Annotated in this window: 16 protein-coding genes and 1 pseudogene; 14 read left to right on the forward strand and 3 right to left on the reverse strand. The window is 42.1% G+C overall.

All coding sequences use genetic code 11. The annotated features are described in order from the left end of the window. Nucleotides 1–212: 212 nt before the first annotated feature. The 7 genes from AC6H04_RS05575 (at nucleotide 213) to AC6H04_RS05605 (ending at nucleotide 5538) form a co-directional block, all read left to right on the forward strand. Nucleotides 213–443: a DUF454 family protein gene (locus tag AC6H04_RS05575; RefSeq protein ID WP_497570746.1), complete on the forward strand. Its 231-nt coding sequence runs from the start codon at nucleotides 213–215 to the stop codon at nucleotides 441–443. A gap of 257 nt (nucleotides 444–700) precedes the next feature. Further along, nucleotides 701–1504 carry a transporter substrate-binding domain-containing protein gene (locus tag AC6H04_RS05580; RefSeq protein WP_497570747.1) on the forward strand — a complete coding sequence of 268 codons (804 nt, stop codon included), beginning with the start codon at nucleotides 701–703 and terminating at the stop codon, nucleotides 1502–1504. A gap of 26 nt (nucleotides 1505–1530) precedes the next feature. Beyond that, nucleotides 1531–2199 (forward strand): amino acid ABC transporter permease, encoded by a 669-nt coding sequence (locus AC6H04_RS05585; protein ID WP_497570749.1) that lies wholly within the window; start codon nucleotides 1531–1533, stop codon nucleotides 2197–2199. Continuing rightward, nucleotides 2183–2917, forward strand: a complete 735-nt coding sequence (locus AC6H04_RS05590) for an amino acid ABC transporter ATP-binding protein (RefSeq protein WP_497570750.1) — start codon at nucleotides 2183–2185, stop codon at nucleotides 2915–2917. Before AC6H04_RS05585 ends, AC6H04_RS05590 begins: the two co-directional genes overlap by 17 nt. A gap of 38 nt (nucleotides 2918–2955) precedes the next feature. After that, nucleotides 2956–3684 (forward strand): GntR family transcriptional regulator, encoded by a 729-nt coding sequence (locus AC6H04_RS05595; RefSeq protein WP_497570751.1) that lies wholly within the window; start codon nucleotides 2956–2958, stop codon nucleotides 3682–3684. 2 nt (nucleotides 3685–3686) lie between these two features. Continuing rightward, nucleotides 3687–4523: a PfkB family carbohydrate kinase gene (locus AC6H04_RS05600; protein WP_497570752.1), complete on the forward strand. Its 837-nt coding sequence runs from the start codon at nucleotides 3687–3689 to the stop codon at nucleotides 4521–4523. Between the two features lie 22 nt (nucleotides 4524–4545). Then, nucleotides 4546–5538, forward strand: coding sequence for an SIS domain-containing protein (locus tag AC6H04_RS05605; protein WP_497570753.1), 993 nt, complete (start codon nucleotides 4546–4548; stop codon nucleotides 5536–5538). Nucleotides 5539–5604: 66 nt separating this feature from the next. On the opposite strand, the pseudogene AC6H04_RS05610 reads toward AC6H04_RS05605, so the two are convergent. Further along, a pseudogene (locus AC6H04_RS05610) lies at nucleotides 5605–6715 on the reverse strand (lactate oxidase). Nucleotides 6716–6858: 143 nt separating this feature from the next. After that, entirely contained in the window at nucleotides 6859–8214 is a 1356-nt protein-coding gene (locus AC6H04_RS05615; RefSeq protein WP_497570754.1) for a DUF2252 domain-containing protein, read from the reverse strand. 949 nt (nucleotides 8215–9163) lie between these two features. Between AC6H04_RS05615 and AC6H04_RS05620 the strand changes: the two genes are divergently transcribed. The 7 genes from AC6H04_RS05620 (at nucleotide 9164) to AC6H04_RS05650 (ending at nucleotide 18173) form a co-directional block, all read left to right on the forward strand. Next, on the forward strand, nucleotides 9164–10891 hold the full coding sequence (locus tag AC6H04_RS05620) for a phospho-sugar mutase (RefSeq protein ID WP_497570755.1): 1728 nt from the start codon (nucleotides 9164–9166) through the stop codon (nucleotides 10889–10891). A 225-nt stretch (nucleotides 10892–11116) separates the two neighbouring features. Continuing rightward, the gene (locus AC6H04_RS05625; RefSeq protein WP_497570756.1) at nucleotides 11117–12289 is read left to right on the forward strand and encodes a galactokinase; all 1173 of its coding nucleotides are present in this window, start codon (nucleotides 11117–11119) and stop codon (nucleotides 12287–12289) included. Nucleotides 12290–12379: 90 nt separating this feature from the next. Further along, nucleotides 12380–13384: a UDP-glucose 4-epimerase GalE gene (gene galE / locus AC6H04_RS05630; RefSeq protein ID WP_497570757.1), complete on the forward strand. Its 1005-nt coding sequence runs from the start codon at nucleotides 12380–12382 to the stop codon at nucleotides 13382–13384. 1 nt (nucleotide 13385) lies between these two features. Beyond that, a complete protein-coding gene (locus tag AC6H04_RS05635; protein ID WP_497570758.1) occupies nucleotides 13386–14849 on the forward strand; it encodes a UDP-glucose--hexose-1-phosphate uridylyltransferase in 1464 nt (487 codons plus the stop codon). A 27-nt stretch (nucleotides 14850–14876) separates the two neighbouring features. Then, entirely contained in the window at nucleotides 14877–15872 is a 996-nt protein-coding gene (locus AC6H04_RS05640; protein WP_497570759.1) for a LacI family DNA-binding transcriptional regulator, read from the forward strand. A 321-nt stretch (nucleotides 15873–16193) separates the two neighbouring features. Continuing rightward, nucleotides 16194–17123, forward strand: coding sequence for an L-lactate dehydrogenase (locus AC6H04_RS05645; protein WP_497570760.1), 930 nt, complete (start codon nucleotides 16194–16196; stop codon nucleotides 17121–17123). Between the two features lie 267 nt (nucleotides 17124–17390). After that, nucleotides 17391–18173 carry an alpha/beta fold hydrolase gene (locus AC6H04_RS05650; RefSeq protein ID WP_497570762.1) on the forward strand — a complete coding sequence of 261 codons (783 nt, stop codon included), beginning with the start codon at nucleotides 17391–17393 and terminating at the stop codon, nucleotides 18171–18173. Nucleotides 18174–18272: 99 nt separating this feature from the next. Here AC6H04_RS05650 and AC6H04_RS05655 read toward each other — a convergent pair whose 3' ends face one another. Further along, nucleotides 18273–19223, reverse strand: coding sequence for a sugar-binding transcriptional regulator (locus AC6H04_RS05655; protein ID WP_497570763.1), 951 nt, complete (start codon nucleotides 19221–19223; stop codon nucleotides 18273–18275). Nucleotides 19224–19436: the final 213 nt, after the last annotated feature.

Genomic DNA, 19436 nt, shown 5'->3' on the forward strand with positions numbered 1-19436 from the left:
CGCTAGATAAAAGGAAACCAGACCACCTAAATCCCCGAACTTGGGATTTGGGTGGCTCCTGTCTTACACATAGCTGTCTGCCGCGGTGAGCGCGTTTGGGCAAAGACAGATTACGAAATGATTAACATTTGATAAACCAACAGCGTTTCTCTTGCTAGTTAATTGTTTTGAAGATATACTACTTTAAAATCGAAATTAAGAGGGATGGTAGCGTGCAATTAATTTTTACGAAACTACTATGGTCAACGTTAATGGTCACGGGGCTAGTTGGGTCAATTGTTGGCTTTGTGCTACCAATCATCCCGGGGATTCCGTTTATGATATTAGCAGTTTACAGTCTGAAAAAGCTGTCACCTAAATTCCATCACTGGTTGAGTCGTACGCGACTGGCAGAATGGTTAAAGGAACATCAGCCAACTTTAGCAAAATGGTTGGTGAACTAATAACGGTGTTGATATATACGATATTTAAAGCCAACAATTCAGAATCTGATGATTTTGAATTGTTGGTTTTTTCGTTCTCATGGAATAGGGTATTGGGGGCTATTAATCAAATAAAAGTAGGATTGTATCAATGGCTAAAAGTGAATGAGCCAAAAAAATTAAAAATCACTGTTTACATTACAATTAAGTTAGAATATAATGTGAAACAACATAACGTTATATAACGTTATAGAAAATTTCAAAAGGAGTAGATTTTTATGAAACATAGTTTTTTACACAAATTCGTATACATAGTAACTTTGGTTGGGGCGCTACTTTTAATCTTAAGTGGTTGTGGCAAGAGTAATGCTTCATCTGTGCAAAACATTAAAAAGAAGGGGACACTGACGGTGGGGATGATCAGTTCCAACCCACCATATGAATTTCAAACAACTAAGAATGGTAAAACGGTGATGTCTGGTTCTGATGTTCGACTGGTTAAAAAAGTCGCTAAGAGTTTAGGTGTCAAATATAAGATTAAGACGATGGATTTGGATGGGTTACTACCAGCGATGCAGGCACATAAGGTTGATATGCTGATCACATCAATGAGTCCAACACCTGAGCGGAAACAAGGCGCCAAGTTTAGCGATGTTTATTACAAGAGTACCAATACATTAGTTGTCCGTAAGAGTGATGCAAGTAAGTATCAGAATGCTAATAACTTTAAGAATGCCAGCATTGCGGTAATCAATAACTCCACTCAAGAACCAATGATTCAAAAAGCATTTCCACAGGCAACGATGAAGAAACTTGGTAAAGTTACTGATTTAGCATTAGCAGTTAATAACGGCAAAGCAGACGCCTTTTCGATTGATATTCCAACAGCCACGATTTTGTTGAAACAAAACCGGAACTTGACGATGACTTCATGGCGACATCAAGACGCCAGTGTTGGTGCAGCAATAGCCTTGCCAAAGAATACAAACAAAGATTTAGTTAAAGCGATTAATAAAGTGATTGCACAAAATAAGACCGACTATGCAAAGTGGGTTCTTGAATACGCAAAAGAAGTTAAATAAATTAAGCATGATTTGGAGGTGGTGGTATGTTTCAGGGATATTCATTTATTGGTAAATACTGGGGCTTGTTTCTAAAAGGTATGGGAATAACGATTGAACTCGCTGTGATATCCATCGTGTTGGGTTTGATCTTAGGCGTTATCTTATCACTGATGAAACGGTCCAAGATTAAAATCATTTCGCTCATTGCCAAAATGTACATCGGCTTCATTCGCGATACGCCTTTACTGGTTCAAATCTACATTGTGTATATTGGCTTGCCGATGGTTTTAAGCATTGATGTGCCAGACTTTACTACGGGTGTTGTTGCACTGACCCTTTATTCTGCAGCTTACATTGCTGAAATTATTCGGTCCGGAATCGATTCGCTTCCCTTGGGACAAAGTGAGGCAGCAATTAGTTTAGGAATGTCAAGACGGCGTGTCATGACGGATATTATTTTGCCTCAAGCATTTAAAAATATCCTGCCAGCGCTTGGCAATCAGTTTATCGGTAATGTGAAGGATTCATCATTGGTATCAGTTCTTGGTATTTCGGACTTAATGTTCAGTGCCCAAACAGTTCGGGGATCTACAGCCCTGGGATTGCAGCCGATGCTGGTTGCGTCCTTACTGTACTTAGTGATGACGTGGCTACTAAATAGCGTATTGGCATACATCGAAAGGAGGATGAAGGCGAGTGATCGAATTGCGTAATGTTGTAAAGGAATATGGTGACAACACTGTTCTGAAAAACATCAATATGAAAGTTCATGACGGTGAAGTAGTCGTCATCATTGGTCCCTCTGGATCGGGGAAAAGTACGTTGCTGCGACAGATGAATTTACTGGAACAGCCGACTAGCGGCGAAGTGTTAGTTGATGGTGAAGTGGTTTCTGGTAAAGTTAAGTCGGAAGTGACGCGGAAGACGCACGAAAAAATCGGCATGGTCTTTCAAAAGTTTAATCTCTTTCCACATTATACGGTGCTAGAGAATATTATCCACGCACCGCAAGTTGTTAGACATGAGAGCAAATCACAAGCTACTGAAGAAGCACTGGCACTATTGAAGCAAATTGGGTTAACGGAAAAGAAAGATAGTTACCCCGCATCGTTAAGTGGTGGTCAGCAACAACGGATTGCCATTATTCGGTCTCTGGCGATGCATCCAGATGTCCTTTTATTTGATGAACCAACGTCAGCACTGGATCCAGAAATGGTCGAAGAAGTGCTAAAAGTGATGAAGAATCTGGCCAAAAGCGGTATGACAATGGTTGTTGTGACTCATGAAATGGGCTTTGCTAAACAGGTAGGTGATCGTGTTTTGTTTGTTGATGATGGTCAAATTTTGGAAGAAGATACACCTGAAAAAATTTTTGAGCATGCTCAACATGAACGAACACGAGACTTCATTTCTAAGATCCTGTATACATAGCATAGAAGATCAAATTCAGATGAATGGGGAGAGGACGAATGCTTAGTAAGCAAAGCGCGATACCGTTATACAAGCAAGTCAAGTCGGAAATTTTAAATGATATTCGGTCTTCAGTCTATAAAGTGGGTGAAACGATTCCAACTGAAGTTCAACTAGAACAGCGTTACAACACTAGTCGAATTACGATTCGAAAAGCCATTAACCAGCTTGTCAATGAAGGAATCCTGTTAAAGAAGCAGGGGAAGGGAACTTTTGTGCAACCCCAAAAGGTTAAGCGTAACCTCTTGGATTTGGTTAGTTATACCACTTACATGCAGGAGACTGGACAGAAACCTGATGCAGTAATCAGAGCGCTTGAAGTGAAGCCGGCCGATGAAAAATGGAGTAAAACGCTTCATGTTGATGAGGGTGCTTCCATTATTAGACTGGCTAGAACCATGGATCTGGGTAAAGATAATTCGGGATACGAAGTCAGTTATTATAGTCTGGAGCGTTTTCCGGGCTTAAATCAGCGGATTACTGAAGGTGCATCGGTAACTCAAATTTTAAATGAACAATATCAGTCTTTTGGTAATTATAGTGAACAAACGTTAAACGTCATTTCGGCTTCGCAGCAAATTGCGGATTATCTCAAGATAGAAAATGGTGCGCCCATCTATCAATTGGATAGAACAGTTTACGAAAAAGACGGAAAAGTGATGTACAGTGCGGTGATGTACTATGACGTTAATAAAGTTAGTTTTGCCGTGAATACGAAGGAGCGCTGAGAATGAAAGTTGCTGCTATCGGTGATAACGTAGTCGATATTTATCTTGACCAAAAGCGGATGTATCTCGGTGGAAATTCACTGAATTTTGCTAACTTTGCGACAGAATTTCCTGACGTTCAGTCGATGTACATTGGCAATTTTGGTAATGATGAACTAAGTACCTATGTTAAAGGGGTTTTAGGCGACCTTTCAGTGGATTATAGCTTCTCCCGTGAACTCGATGGCGAGAGTGGTTATTCAAAGGTAACGCTTAAAAATGGCGATCGAGTATTCATCACAAGTAATCGTGGTGGTGTCTTGAAAAAGGGAATTCAACTGTCACCACAAGCTTTAAGCGAAGTTAACCAGTATGACTTAGTTCACTTTAATATCAACGGAAACGCTGATCAATATCTAAGGGACATACATGGGCCTAAAGTTGTTTACGATTATTCCGATTTTAGTTCACGTGAACAGATTGCGCATACTATCAGTCAAGTAGACATTGCTTGTTTTTCAATGGGGGACGCTAGTGAAAAAGCCGTTCGAAATTTAATTAAAGAAGTTCATCAGTTATCGACTAATCAGAAGTTGATTGTTCTGATAACTCGTGGTGAACATGGCGCAGTTGTATCTGCTGCGGGGGGAATTTATAAACAGGACGCAGTAAAGGTTGATAACGTTGTTGATACGATGGGTGCTGGAGATGCGTTTATTACCGCGTTTAGTATTAGTTTAGAACAATTAGAATCAATTCCGCAGGCATTAAAAGTTGCCAGTGATTACAGTGCAAAGCAGATTCAAAGAAATGGCTCATTTGAGCATGGTGTGGTTGCACCAGCTAAATTTTTACAATAATTAATGGAAATTGGAGTGTTTAATGATGGAACAAGAAACTAGTTTGGATGAAATTAAACAAGTCGTTGATAAGATTACAGAAGAACGCGATGTTCGCAACTTAGTTTTTATCGGCTGCGGTGCGTCATATTCGGAATTATTTGCAGCTTACTATTATGTAAAACAAAATGCGCAGACCTTTAAAACGGACTTAATTCAGGCCAACGAATTTAATTATGCTGCTCCAGCATATTTTGGTGAGCATTCAGTTGCCGTAGTTGCTTCTTTGGGTGGTACAACTAAAGAGTCTATTGAAGCCGTCGCAAATGCAAAGGAACAAGGTGCTTACGTTTTGGCCTTAACTTACAAGCCAGATTCAGCTTTAACCGAAAATGCTGATTTCATTCTTCAGCACAAATTCTTTGAGAGTTATGCAACTAAGGCCTCAAAACAAAAGGTACTGCTGACGTTTGCTGTGGAACTTTTACACCATATTGAGGATACGAAGAATTATCCCGAAATGATTCAAGGCCTTTCAGTTATAGATGATATTGCCAATCAGGCCGCTGACAGTGCGGATGAAGATGCGGAAAAATTTGCCCAGAGTTATAAAGACGAAGCTCATATCTTTACGTTGGCAAGTGGTGCTAACCAAGGTGTTGCGTACTCTACAGGAAACTTCATCTTCATGGAAATGCAATGGATCAAGGGAACCGTTCTAGACAGCGCCGAACTCTTTCACGGTCCTTTTGAATTAGCTGTTAAAGATGCACCATTTTTACTCTTTATGAGTGATGGCAAGACACGCCACTTGGATTCTCGTGCCCTTGAATTTCTTCAACGTTTTGATACTAAGTACACGGTTATTGATGCCAAGGATTACTGGCTAGACAGTCAAATTGACGGTTCAGTCGTTGATTACTTTGATCCAATGGTTCTGACTGCCGTTATGAGAAAGTTTGCGGAACATTTGGGTGATGCACGGAATCATCCCCTGAGTAAAAGACGGTATATGTGGAAACTAGAAAATTACTAAAAAGAATTCCAAACAAAAGAACTGCACTCAAAATGAAGTGCAGTTCTTTTGTTTGGAATTCTTAAATTAATACCGAATGTTCAGCAATTCAGCATGCTTAATGTCTTCAATCGTCTTAGTTCCAGCCAATTGCATCACGATCTTCAGCTCATTGTTCAGATGCTCGAAGACTGAGTAAACACCATCAGCACCGCCCAGCGCCAAGCCATAAATTGCGGGGCGACCAATGGCAACTAAATCGGCACCTAAAGCAATTGCCTTGAAGACGTCTGAACCACGACGAACACCAGAATCAAAAATCACTGGTACTTGATGGTTGACTGCTTTAGTGACGCTTTCAAGAACGTCAAAGCTAGCTGGGCCACCATTCAATTGACGGCCACCGTGGTTAGAAACGTAAATACCAGCAGCCCCCGCACCGATCGCATAGAGCGCATCTTCAGCTGATTCAATTCCCTTAACGATTACTGGTAAATCGGTGTAGTCGATGATCCGCTTAACGTCATCTGGACCAATCTTTTGAGCAGCAGAAGCATAAATTTCAGAAATACCCTTACCTTCGCCATCGCCTTCACTGAACTTGATTAAGTTAGCCATTGGAATTGGAAATTGGAAGTGATTGATGACGTCAGCTTCACGATAACCGCCAACAGTGGCATCGACGGTGAGGATAATTGCCTTCACGCCAGCTTGCTTAGCCTCATCTAAAAGTGACTTGTTAAAGTCCCAATCTTTGCTCATATAAAGTTGGAAGAATTGAGGAGCGCCGTCACCACCCGCAGCAGTATCTGCAATGGATGTTGATGAATAAGTACTTTGTGCCATTAAGCCACCGGCCTTAGCAACTCCCTTTAGCGGTATCAACTTCACCTTTAGCATGAGCCAAGCCCTGTGCAGCAGCTGGTGCCATCATGATTGGTGTCTTCAAATCTAAGCCGAAGACCGTGGTATCAGTTTGTGGATTTTCAATATTGCTTAAGGCCTTAGGGACGATTTGACGATGTTGGAATGCCTTGCGGTTAGCATTCAAAGTCCATTCATCCTCTGAGCCGCTGACGATGTAGCCAAAGCCACCGGTAGGAATAATCTTCTTAGCATCTGCTTCTAGTTGAGTTAGGTTTAAAATATCGAGTGTTTTTTCGTTTTCGTTTTGTTCGTAACCATTAGTCATAACCATAATATTTGCCTCCAGCAAAGATAATTATTTTTGAATGACTATAGCTTACTTACTTTTTGTAAGTGAGTCAAGAATAACCACTTGCCGCTTATCAATTAAAAAACCGTTACCCGACTAAAAGCTAGTTAGGTAACGGTTTTATCTTATAAACGATACTGTTTAAAAGCTTCAAAATCTTGATCAACTTGTGGTACGTAAGCAGCCGTCCACGTCTGGATTGCCTGATCAAACTTATCTGAGTGCCCGGTATAACCAAGAATCACGCCAGCGGTTGGACTTTGTGCATGAGCAATACCCAGTACCCAAGCGCAGGTTTTGGCATAGGCTTCAAACTGATCCCAATCCAGTTCAGATAGTTCGATAGAGGCTTTCATATCACGGAATTGCCGCACGTAAAAACTCTTCTTTTCCGTGGCAAAGTAACCCAGAAATGAGTCGGATGCAGATTGAAGGATCTTTTGGCAATCAACGATTCGCTTGCCTTCATTTTGCTCGTACTGCGCATTTGCGTCATCCAGCTCGTCGGCCAGTTGACGATGGGGCAGGGCTTCTTTAATTTGTAAGACCAAGTGTGAGCCGTCCGTACCCGTCAGCAATAATAGATAACATAATGACCCAAAGCTGCCCACGCCAACACTGTGACGGACGATGTCAGTGACGTGATACTGCGACAGCATTAAACCAACATCAGTGGGAAGGGTTTGACGGTATTGGGTGAGATATTTCGTAATATGTTTAGTGACCCGGTCGTTGACATGCTGCGTTCGCGGCGGGTTCTCCTTAAATGAAATTCGACCTTTGCTGTCCGTGATCGTAAACTTGCGAACCACCTGTTCAGAATCACGTTTGCCTGCTTTGGACAAGAATTTCATCAGTTTTTTGGTGTGCATTTCTTTGCTGGGAATCGTGTTCAATATGTTCTCCACACTGTTTACTGGATAGAAACGATTCAGCGCGGTTTTCTCGAACATATTCTGTAGACTTTTACGGTAGGACTCGCCCAGTTCCTTAACCAAGTTATTTAATTTGTCGTCGCCGAATTGATGCTCACGACCTGCCAATAGGGTGCTGACTGCCAAGCGTTTCACGTCCCACTCAAACGGATTAATGCCAGCTTCATCGAAATCGTTTAAATCAAATAGGAGGTGTCGCTCTGGTGAGCCAAAGAAACCAAAGTTACCGATATGTGCGTCACCACAGCTAACTGCGTGAATCGGCGAATTATCCTGATGGGTCAGGTCAGCTTCCATTAATTCAGCGGTCCCTCGAAAAAAGGTGAAACTAGACTGGCTCATGCGCTGAGTCCGTTCTGGTAGCAGCTCAGGAATCAGAATTGAGCGAACCTGATCCATTAATTGGTTGGGATCGCGATCAGTTGGCAGATATTCGCCCAGTGCCTCAAATGGGTACGCTGAACGGAGCTTCTTACCAAGTTTCTGCTGGTCTTTCAATGATTGCTGCACAACTAACTGACTAAAATCGAACGGCTTAACACTCATTACGTTTCACCTCAGTATTAGAATTATTATCTCTAGTTTAACACGCGACACCTTTTTCATGAGTACCCGGAGTAGCTCTATACCTAGATGACTTTTTATAACCTATCAAAATTGTAAATTAAGTTTAACTGGCCGTTAATTTAATAACCAGCAGCAAAGGCTAATACTATCAATATTGAGGAAAATAAAAAGATAGGAAGTAGCGTGCCTAAAATAAGACATAGAATTAGATTTAGGTTAGTTTTGCAGAGGCGAAAAATAAGTAAGTCAACACACATAAAATAAGAAAACGAGATTAGTCCAATCGCAAAATTTTGAGTCGCTCTGAAGAAATTTAAAACAATTGCTAAAACTAGAACAGTCCCGGCTATTATTTGCATTATACGATACGATTTATGGGTAAACTGTGTGGCAAAGTTTTCTTTTATAGACTTCATATTAATCATGATTAACTCCTAATTTTTGGTTGAATTTGTTATTTTTGTGCCTCTGTTTGAGTTTTATCAGGTGTTGTAAGCAGCATGTGCCTGCTGTACATTTACACCTGATTCAATAATACCAGTATTCAATAGTGCAGTAGCAAAAGCTAATGATAAATATTTAATAAAAGATTTCATAAGAAAAGCTCTCCCTAAGACTTGATGACTAATACGTATTAGTGAGTTGCTGTTAACATCACTAGATTATTCGTAAGTACCTACTTTGGGAAGAATCGGAATGCTTACCTTCTGGTTTGACAACCATTAGTTGCATTAAATAAAAGAAATTAGTACACGGAAAGACATGGTGCAAGCGAAATTGAAAGATGGTAAAATTGTAAGGGTATTCAGAGAATACAGAAAATGAAATTATTTAGTAAAATTTTTACTCTTTTTCCGGTTTTCGGCTTATACTGAAAGCGGAAGCATTATTGAGAACACAACTTAAACTTAAGAGGAGTGGCGATACGATGACTTGGCAAGATAATTATCAAGTATGGAAGAACTATCAAGACTTAGATCCAGCATTAGCACAAGAATTAGCAGATATGGCTGATGACCAAGAGGCACTAGAAAACGCCTTTACCAAACCAATGGCCTTTGGAACTGCGGGTATGCGGGGGCTGATCGGTCCCGGAATCGGACAAATGAACCTTTATACCGTTGGGGCAGCCGCCGAGGGATTAGCCCGCTTTATGGATACCTTAGACGATAAGGACAAGCAACGCGGTGTGGCAATCAGTTTTGACTCGCGTTATCAATCACGTGAATTTGCGCATCATTCAGCACAGGTTCTTGGTGCACACGGGATTCCAAGTTTTGTCTTCGACGATATTCGGCCTACACCAGAACTTTCTTTTGCGGTTCGTCACTTGCACACCTACGCCGGTATTATGATTACCGCAAGTCATAACCCTAAGCAGTACAACGGGTTTAAGATCTACGGTCCTGATGGCGGTCAAATGCCACCAAAGGCTGCTGATCAGATCACTGAATACGTTAACGGTATCGATAACATGTTCACCGTTAAAACTGTGAAGGAAACAACGCTCAGAAAGCAAAACCTCGTTCACATTATTGGTGAAGATGTTGATGAAGATTACCTTGCTGGTGTTAAGGCCGTTTCGGTCAACCCTAAGTTGATCGATGAAGTTGGTAAGGACATGACCTTGATCTACACGCCATTGCATGGGACCGGTCATATCATCGGTTACCGGGCACTGAAAGATGCTGGGTACAATCACTTTACGATGGTCAAAGAACAAGCCATTGCTGATCCAGAATTTCCAACGGTCACTCATCCAAATCCGGAATTTCCAGAGGCCTTTAACATGGCCATTGAGTTGGGTAAGAAGCAGGGCGCTGATTTATTAGTCGCTACTGACCCTGACGCTGACCGTTTAGGTGCCGCTGTTCGGATGCCAAACGGTGAGTATCAATTAATGACTGGGAACCAAATTGCGTCAGTGCTGTTGAACTATATTTTGAAAGCTAAGCAGGACGCAGGAAAGTTACCAGCTGACGGCATGGTCGTTAAGTCCATTGTCTCCACTGAATTAGCAACCAAGATTGCTGATCACTACGGCGTTAAGATGGTCAACGTGCTGACTGGATTCAAGTACATTGCCGAACAGATCAAGCTGGCTGAACAGAATCATGATCACACCTTCTTGTTTGGGTTTGAAGAAAGTTTCGGCTACCTGATCAACCCGTTTGTTCGTGATAAAGATGCGATTCAATCAACCATTCTGTTGGCCGAAGTCGCTGCTGATTACAAACAGCAGGGATTGACCCTTTACGATGGCATTCAACAGCTTTACAAGACCTATGGCTACTTCAAGGAAAAGACCACTGCCAAGGAGTTCGATGGCGTTGACGGCGCAGACAAGATGGCTGCTATTATGAAGTCCTTGCGTGACAGCAAACCAACGGAATTTGCCGGGATTAAGGTTGAAACGACTGATGATTATCAAACTCAAGTCGCAACTCATCAAGATGGCAGTACTGAAAAATTGGATTTGCCAGTTTCAAACGTTTTGAAGTATTGGTTAGCGGATGGTACTTGGATCGCCGTTCGACCTTCAGGAACTGAACCAAAGATCAAGTTCTACATTGGGACTAATGGTAAAACTGACGAAGAAGCTACTCAAAAGTTGACCGATTTTGAGAATGCTTTAACTCAGTGGGTTAAGGATTAGTAAAAAAACGATCTGATTTTATCAAAATGGTGTTGGTAAAATCGGATCGTTTTTGTCTGCGCGGAGTGCGTCAACGTGGTAAATAACTGACATTGATCAGATTTGAACACTTATAAAGATTGATTTAAAGCTAAAGAAAACGATTTCATTTTTCGTTGACAAGAACTGAATTTTAGGTTATTTTAGAGATAGTAAAAATTTAGTAAAATCTGTGGAGGCATAATTATGGATTATCAAAGCTTAAAAGAAGGATTCAACAAAGCTTTTGGCTACGAAGGTGAACGCGTTTACTTTTCACCAGGCCGAATCAATCTAATCGGTGAACACACTGATTACAATGGCGGTCACGTTTTCCCTTGCGCAATTACCATGGGAACATACGGTGTTTACGCAGCTCGTAATGACGACCAAGTTCGACTTTATTCTGCTAACCTTCCAGACGCAGGTATTTTGACTTTCCCAATTGATAAATTAGATTTTAATAAAAATGATAGCTGGGCTAAGTTCCCACGTGGTGTGATGTATGAGATGGCTAAGCAGGGCAAGACGGTGGATCACGGATTTGATCTCTATGTTCACGGTGATTTACCAGACGCTTCAGGCCTTTCATCATCAGCATCCATTGAACTTTTGATTGGTAACATTTTGAACCAAGAATTTAACTGGGGTGTTGATCAAATGACTTTGATCAAGAACGGCCAAGCGGTTGAAAATGATTACTTAGGCCTTAACACTGGGATTCTTGATCAATTCGCCATTGGTATGGGTAAAAAGAATCAAGCCGTTTTACTCGATGCTAATACCATGAAGTACGAATACGTTCCCGTTGAATTAGGCGACAACGTGATTGTTATCATGAACACCAACAAGCGGCGTGAATTGACAGATTCTAAGTACAACGAACGCCGGTCAGAATGTGAAAAGGCTGTGGCACTTCTGCAAAAGGGTGGCGTTGATGTTCAGACGCTGGGTGACTTATCACAAGAAGAATTCGATAAGGACGCTTATCTAGTTAACGATGACACCTTGATCAAACGTGCCCGTCACGCAGTTATCGAAAATCAACGGACATTGCGTGCTAAGAAAGCCTTGAGCAATGGTCAACTTGAAGAATTCGGTAAGTTAGTCAATGCGTCACACGTTTCCCTACATTATGATTATGAAGTTACGGGTAAGGAATTGGATACCTTAGCTGAAACAGCATGGAAGCAACCTGGTGTGCTGGGTGCTCGTATGACTGGTGCCGGTTTTGGTGGCTGTGCGATTGCCATCGTGAACAAGGCTAACGTTGATGACTTCATTAAGAATGTCGGCGATGTTTACAAGAAAGAAATTGGCTATGAAGCCAGCTTCTACGTTGCAAGCATTGGTGATGGTCCTAAGGAAATCAAAGCTTAATAGGGTTTAAAAAAAGCGCAAAGCAATGTCACTTGCAGAGCGCTTTTATATCGGAATTAGGTTAAAGAGAAAGTATGGAGGTAATCATTTATGACAGTTGTTGTATTGGGTGGTGCGGGCTATATTGGTTCACACACAGTTGATCGGTTAGTTGAAAAAGGGTACGACGTTGCGGTGATTGATAATTTGATCACAGGTCACCGGGCCGCGGTTAATCCTAAAGCACGTTTTTACCAAGGTGATATTCGCGACCGCGCCTTTTTGGATGAAGTATTTAATAAGGAAACTAATGTGGAAGGTATTATTCACTTTGCGGCCTTTTCAATCGTGCCGGAATCAATGAGTAATCCATTGAAGTACTTTGATAACAACACTGGTGGTATGATCACCTTACTTAAGGCAATGAAGGACCATGACATTAAGCGGATCATCTTCAGCTCAACGGCTGCAACCTATGGCGAACCTAAGCAGATTCCAATCAAGGAAACTGATCCTCAGATTCCTACGAACCCATATGGTGAAAGCAAGTTAGCCATGGAAAAGATTATTCACTGGTCTGATGTGGCATATGGTATCAAGTTCGTGGCACTTCGCTACTTCAACGTTGCGGGTGCTAAAGCTGACGGGTCCATTGGTGAAGACCACCATCCAGAAACCCACCTGATTCCGATTATTTTACAGGTTGCTGCGGGTGAACGTACTGGCTTGAAGATTTTCGGTACCGACTATCCTACTAAGGACGGGACTAACGTGCGTGACTACGTCCATGTTGTGGACTTAGCGGATGCTCATATCTTGGCTTTGGAATACTTGAAGGCTGGTAACGACAGTGATGCCTTTAACCTTGGCTCATCAACTGGTTTCTCAAACAAAGAAATCTTGGAAGCTGCTCGGCAAGCAACTGGTCAGCCAATTCCTGCTGAAGATGCACCACGGCGTGCCGGTGATCCTAGCACCTTGATTGCTGCTAGTGACAAGGCTCGTAAAGTCTTAGGTTGGAAGCCACAATACGATGACGTTAAGGAAATTATTAAGACCGCTTGGAACTGGAAGCAAACTCATCCAAAGGGTTACAACGACCGAGGTGAAGCCTAAAATGTCAAAAACTGTTGATCAATTTGTTGATGCCATTCTTGCCAGTGGAACCTATCAACCACTAGACCGCATTTACGTGACAAACCGCGTTCTTGGGCTAGTCGGTGATGATGATGCCGTTGAAGCTAAAAGCGATGATTTATTGGATGTCGTTGATGCTTTGTTAGCAACTGCAGTTAAGAACGGTAAAATTGAAGATGGTCAATCTGACCGCGACATTCTAGAAGCTGAACTTACCGATCTCTTGACGCCAACGCCAGCTAAGGTGAACCAAGAATTCTGGAATGAATACCAAAAGTCACCAGAAGATGCAACGAACTTCTTCTATAATTTAAGCCGTAAAAACGACTACATTAAAACCAGATCAATTGCGAAGAACATCGGTTTTGATGCACCAACGGATTATGGTGACCTTGAAATCACCATTAATTTGTCGAAGCCTGAAAAGGATCCCAAGGCGATTGCTGCTGCTCGGAATCAAAAGAGCAACACGTATCCGTTAAGTCAACTAGCCATTGAAAACGAAGGCTACCGTGGCCGATTGGGTTACCCAGCACGGACGAATCACCGAGTTATCCGGTTAACACTTGGCGGTGAACCATGGGGCTTCCAGTATTCGCCATACGCTTACTTTAGCGAACATGCCATCTTCTTGCTGCAAGAACACCGGCCAATGGTTATCAATCAGCATACCTTTGGCAACTTGCTGGAAATCGTCCGACTGTTCCCACACTACTTTGTGGGCAGTAACGCTGATTTACCAATCGTTGGTGGCTCGATGCTAGCGCAAGACCATTATCAAGGCGGTCGTCATGACTTCCCAATGATGAAGGCGCCACTGGACCGTAAAATTAAGTTAGCTGGTTTTGATGATGTTGATGCCGGTATTGTTAAGTGGCCAATGTCTACGATTCGGCTTTCAGGTGAGACACCTGAATCCCTGATTAATGCAGCGACAGCCATTGCCAATAACTGGCAGCATTATGATGACGAATCAGTCGACGTTCGTTCATATACGGATGGTGAACGTCACCACACGGTTACGCCAATCGCTTACCGTCGTGGTTCTAAGTTTGTTTTGGATATCGTTTTGCGGGACAATCAGACGTCTGATAAGTACCCAGACGGTATTTTCCATCCACATCAGGATGTTCAGCATATTAAAAAGGAAAACATTGGTTTGATCGAGGTTATGGGCCGCGCTATTTTACCTGCACGACTTAAGACTGAAATGCAAGAAGTTAAACACTATGTTTTGGGCGAACCAAACGAGATGAAGGACTACCACAAGACATGGGCTGATCAATTGAAAGCAGATCACAAGTTTACTGCTGACAATGCTGACGATATTATTGACCAGTCAATCGGTGAAGTCTTCGCTCGAGTGCTGCAAGATGCAGGGGTCTTCAAGTGGGATGATAAAGGTCAAGCAGCCTTTGATCAGTTCATTGCACAAATTAAGTAGTTTATGATACGAAAGGGGGAAGCATCTATGAAAGTGACTTTAAAAGACATCGCTCAAAAAGCAGGTGTTTCCCTGTCCACTGTTTCTCGAGTGCTCAATTACGATACGACACTATCCGTCAGTGATGATACTCGGCAACGCATTTTTGAGATTGCTGAAGAACTGAACTATACCAAGACTAAGCGAGTCTCACAGGTAGCTGATACCTATAAGATTGCGGTTGTTCAGTGGTACTCCATTAATAAGGAGTTAGATGACCTTTACTACATGACGATTCGGATGGAGATTGAAAAACGCAGTCAAGAACTGCACATCCAAACGATTCCGGTTTTTCAGAATCAGGTTTCTGAAATTAGTAAGGATGTTGATGGCATTATTGCGGTGGGTAAGTACAGTGAAGCGCAAGTTGATGAACTCAGTGCAATCAGCGATAATTTAGTTTTCGTTGACTGGAGTGAAATGGATCGCGGTTTTGATAGCATTGTGACTGAGTTTAAGCCAGCCGTGCTCAAAGTAATCGACTATCTACAGCCGAAAAGTCAAGATATTGGGATTATCTATGGCTCTGAATACACGACGGATGGGAAACTTAAGATTCCGGATCCACGGTTTAAAGCTTTCAAGTCGATCATGACTGAACGAAAGCTGTTTAATCCCAAGTTTGCGTTTGAAGGCAACTATACTAATCAAGCTGGTTATGATTTGATGAAGCAAGCCGTTCGGGACTTGGGTGATGATTTGCCACACGCCTTTTTCGTTAGCAATGACCCCATGGCAATCGGTGCCTTAAAGGCATTGGGCGAAGATAATATCAACGTTCCTGAACGCGTCAGCTTATTTAGCTTCAATGATACTTCAGTGGCCAAGTACGTTTACCCAGAGTTAAGCGCGGTTCACGTGGCAACGGATCAAATGGGAATCAGTGCTGTGGAATTAATGAGGAGCCGACTGGAAAATAGTCGAGAAGTTCCTCTAAAGGTGGTTGTCGGCACCAAACTGATTGTTCGTAAGAGTACCCGATAAGCAAGGTTCGGATACACAAAAAATCACAAAATCTAGCAAGGCGATGAGCTGAGCTAGATTTTTTTGCCCATTTAAGACCGAATTCGTGAAAGTTATTGTAAACATTTCTGTCCCATGTTAAATTAATTATCTCGATGAAAACGCGTTTATTTAGGATTTAGTAAAATGGTATTTAATAAATTTAAAAAAATACGTGATTTTTTTAAAAAAGTAAACATTTTTCTTTGAAATGAAGTATAATGAATGTGACATAAAGAACAAGCAAAATATTAATGGAAATAGTTGTTAGATATCAGGTTCAACTGAAAGGAGACTATCATTATGATTAAAAAACACCGAAAAGTATTATTAGTTGGTGACGGCGCCGTGGGTTCATCGTTTGCATTTTCACTTCTACAGAACTGTGGGATCGATGAACTGGTGATCGTTGATATTCAAAAAGAACACGCTGAAGGTGATAGCCTTGATTTGGAAGACCTGACACCTATGATGATGCCAGCTCGGATCAGAACCGGTGAATATTCAGATGCTGAGGACGCAGATATTGTGGTTTTGACCGCAGGCGTTCCCCGTAAGCCAGGCGAAACGCGCCTAGATCTTGTCAATAAAAATACTAAGATTTTGGAATCAATCGTTACCCCTGTTGTTGAAAGTGGCTTCAACGGTGTCTTTGTGGTTTCAGCTAACCCAGTTGATATTTTAACAGCCTTAACGCAGCACATTTCTGGTTTTCCTAAGAACCGTGTCATTGGTACTGGAACTTCCTTAGACAGTGCTCGGCTACAGGTTGCACTTGGAAAAGAACTGGATGTTAGTACCAGCGACGTTGATGCCTACGTGTTAGGTGAACATGGCGACAGTTCGTTTGCAGCCTATAATGAAGCAACGGTAAACGGTCAGCCATTATTAAGTCTACCAAACGTTGATCGTGACCGTTTGGCTCAGATTGAAGAAGACGTTAAGAAAAAGGGTGGCGCTATCATTAGCCGTAAGGGTGCAACGTTCTACGGTGTTGCAGTCAGCTTGATGAAGATTTGCCGGGCAATCCTATTGGATGAGAACTTGGTAATGCCAATCTCAGCACCCGTTAGCGGGCAATATGGTCTGGAAGATGGCTATATTGGCACACCAGCTGTGATTAACGGTGGTGGTATTCGTCAGGTCATCGAAGTCAGTTTGACGGATGAAGAAACCGAAAAGATGCAAGAATCAGCACGTAAGATGAATGAAATTCTGCTCGCTGCTGAATAAATAAGTGATAGAATAAGATTAATCGAACGAGGCTATGCATAAGTCTATATTGGTAAGTATCTTAATTAATTTTTAGCCAGAATTAGTGTTTACGGTACTTTGGATCTATACGGTAATATAAGTCTAATTACGCGACAAAACTCAGATTCCGGCCATTTAACGCAAATAATGCCTATTCCGTAAAAAGAACGGAATAGGCATTATTCACGTTAAATTCTGGAATCTACCGAGTTTTGTCACAGTTTCGTTTTTGTTTGAGGTGAAAAAATGGAATTTACAACGAGTGATCATGTTCGGCTTAGTTATACTGACGAGGGTGACGGCCAAGCGGTTTTATTGCTGAGTGGGATTGGCAGTTACCGTGAAATTTGGTTGCCAACAAAACGCTTTTTAGTTGATGCAGGTTACCGAGTAATTAATTTAGACGCCAGAAATCAAGGCGCCTCTCAACGAACGTTTAAGGGTCGGCGGATGTCCCGTCACGCTATCGACGTTAAAGAATTGCTGACACACCTGGATCTGACTGGCGTGATTGGCATTGGTAATTCCATGGGTGCCAGCACGCTGTTTGCTTATGCGTCGTTATTTGGTCGTCATCAGTTCAAGGCTTTTGTTGATGTTGATCAGAGTCCCAAAATGATCAGTGATGACACGTGGCAATACGGGTTCAAAACCCTCACGTGGGAAAATTTCCCAGAAATGTTAAAGTTGCCGTTTGGTTCAGCAACAGCCACACGTGTATCGGATGAGGTTCGAACCAATGTCCACGTTGCCAGACAGGCACACCCTTATGATGCAGAACAGAATAACGCTTTTTTAGTTGATCATGCCTTTCAAGATTGGCGGGATGTTTTACTAGGCTTACAGATGCCGTTGCTAATCGTTGCCGGTGCAAAATCACCCTACTTTGATCCAAAGTTTGCGGCAGTCGCAGCTGAACTTGCGCCTCAGGGACAAGCACAAGTGATCGATAATGCTGGTCACATTGTGATGGCGGAACAGCCGGCGTTGTTTAATGAAGTGTTGTCAGCCTTTTTGAAGAAAATTTAAAATTAGCTATTGGTTCTACAACGCAATAATCATACAAAATAAGCGATATCCTGAGATTTTCGGGATACCGCTTATTTTTGTGTTATTGCGTTTACTGGGTTACGATCTTTCCATCTCAAGTAGTACTCTGTTAGCGACGGATTCGTTTGTCACGAAGTCCGTCAGCAAACCACCACGTAAGGCACCAAGTAGGGCACGGCCCTTGAACTTGCTTTTCACGATGGCAATCCGGTGGGGAACGGTGAGGATGGCATCCAAGGAAGCGCCAAATAGTTTATCGTGGCCTCGATTGAGAATACGACCATTAATATCGTATGGTCGGCCGTACAGCATGCCGGCAATGTCATCTGGTTCGATTTCCCCTAAAATTTCGTCACGATGATTCTGCCATAGCGGAATGGAATCGATTGATGCTAGGGTGCCAACCCCAGCAAATAATAGATCCATTTTGGCCATGGTAGTAAACGCAGAAATTAACGCTGGTTCTTGCTGCAAGGCGGTACGGGTATCATCGTTGATGATGTAGAGCGGTGCCGGAATAGTCCTAAAGCTCGCACCGAATTTAGTGGCTGCTTTTTGAACCAATGGTGTGACACCAAGGGTTGAACTGTATTTTAAATTGTCACCCATAAATTGCGTGAAGACGAGATCGTCTAAAATCTCGGACTGAAAGTGGTTGATCACGTTAGCAACTGTGCCACCCCAGCCAACACCGATCACTGAACTGCGATGAAGCATGTCCTGAATTTCTTCGGCTGCAAACTCCACCACGTTTTCATAGTCTTCATTAGTGTTATCAGCGTCCTTTAGAATAAAAGCGTTTTGCAGGCCAAACTGTTTTTTAAACCGAGCTTCCATTTCCATGTTGCGGTCGATGGGTGCGTTAATAGTGATTTTAACAAGACCGTTGTTCAAAGCGTCGTCTAGGTCTTTAGTAATTAAATAACGGCTAAGATTATATTTTTTGGAGATTTGCGAAATAGTCAGTTTAGATAGGTAGTAATCGCGAGCAATGTTAGCCAGTTGCTCGCGGGATTTCATGTTGTCCAAAAGGTCTCCTCCTAAAAGTTTCAGTAGCAGTATAGGTAGTGATACCAGATATACGGCTTTGATAAATGTTCATTAATCAGATGCGAGTCTAAGTTTAAACAGATCATTACATGACTTCACTACTATCATATCATGTTAAAACAAAAATGTTCGTATTTTTAAACACTTTTATCAGAACCAAAATCCTTATTTTAAAAATGTAAAAAATATGAA

The sequence above is a fragment of the Secundilactobacillus sp. MJ173 genome (assembly GCF_059704265.1).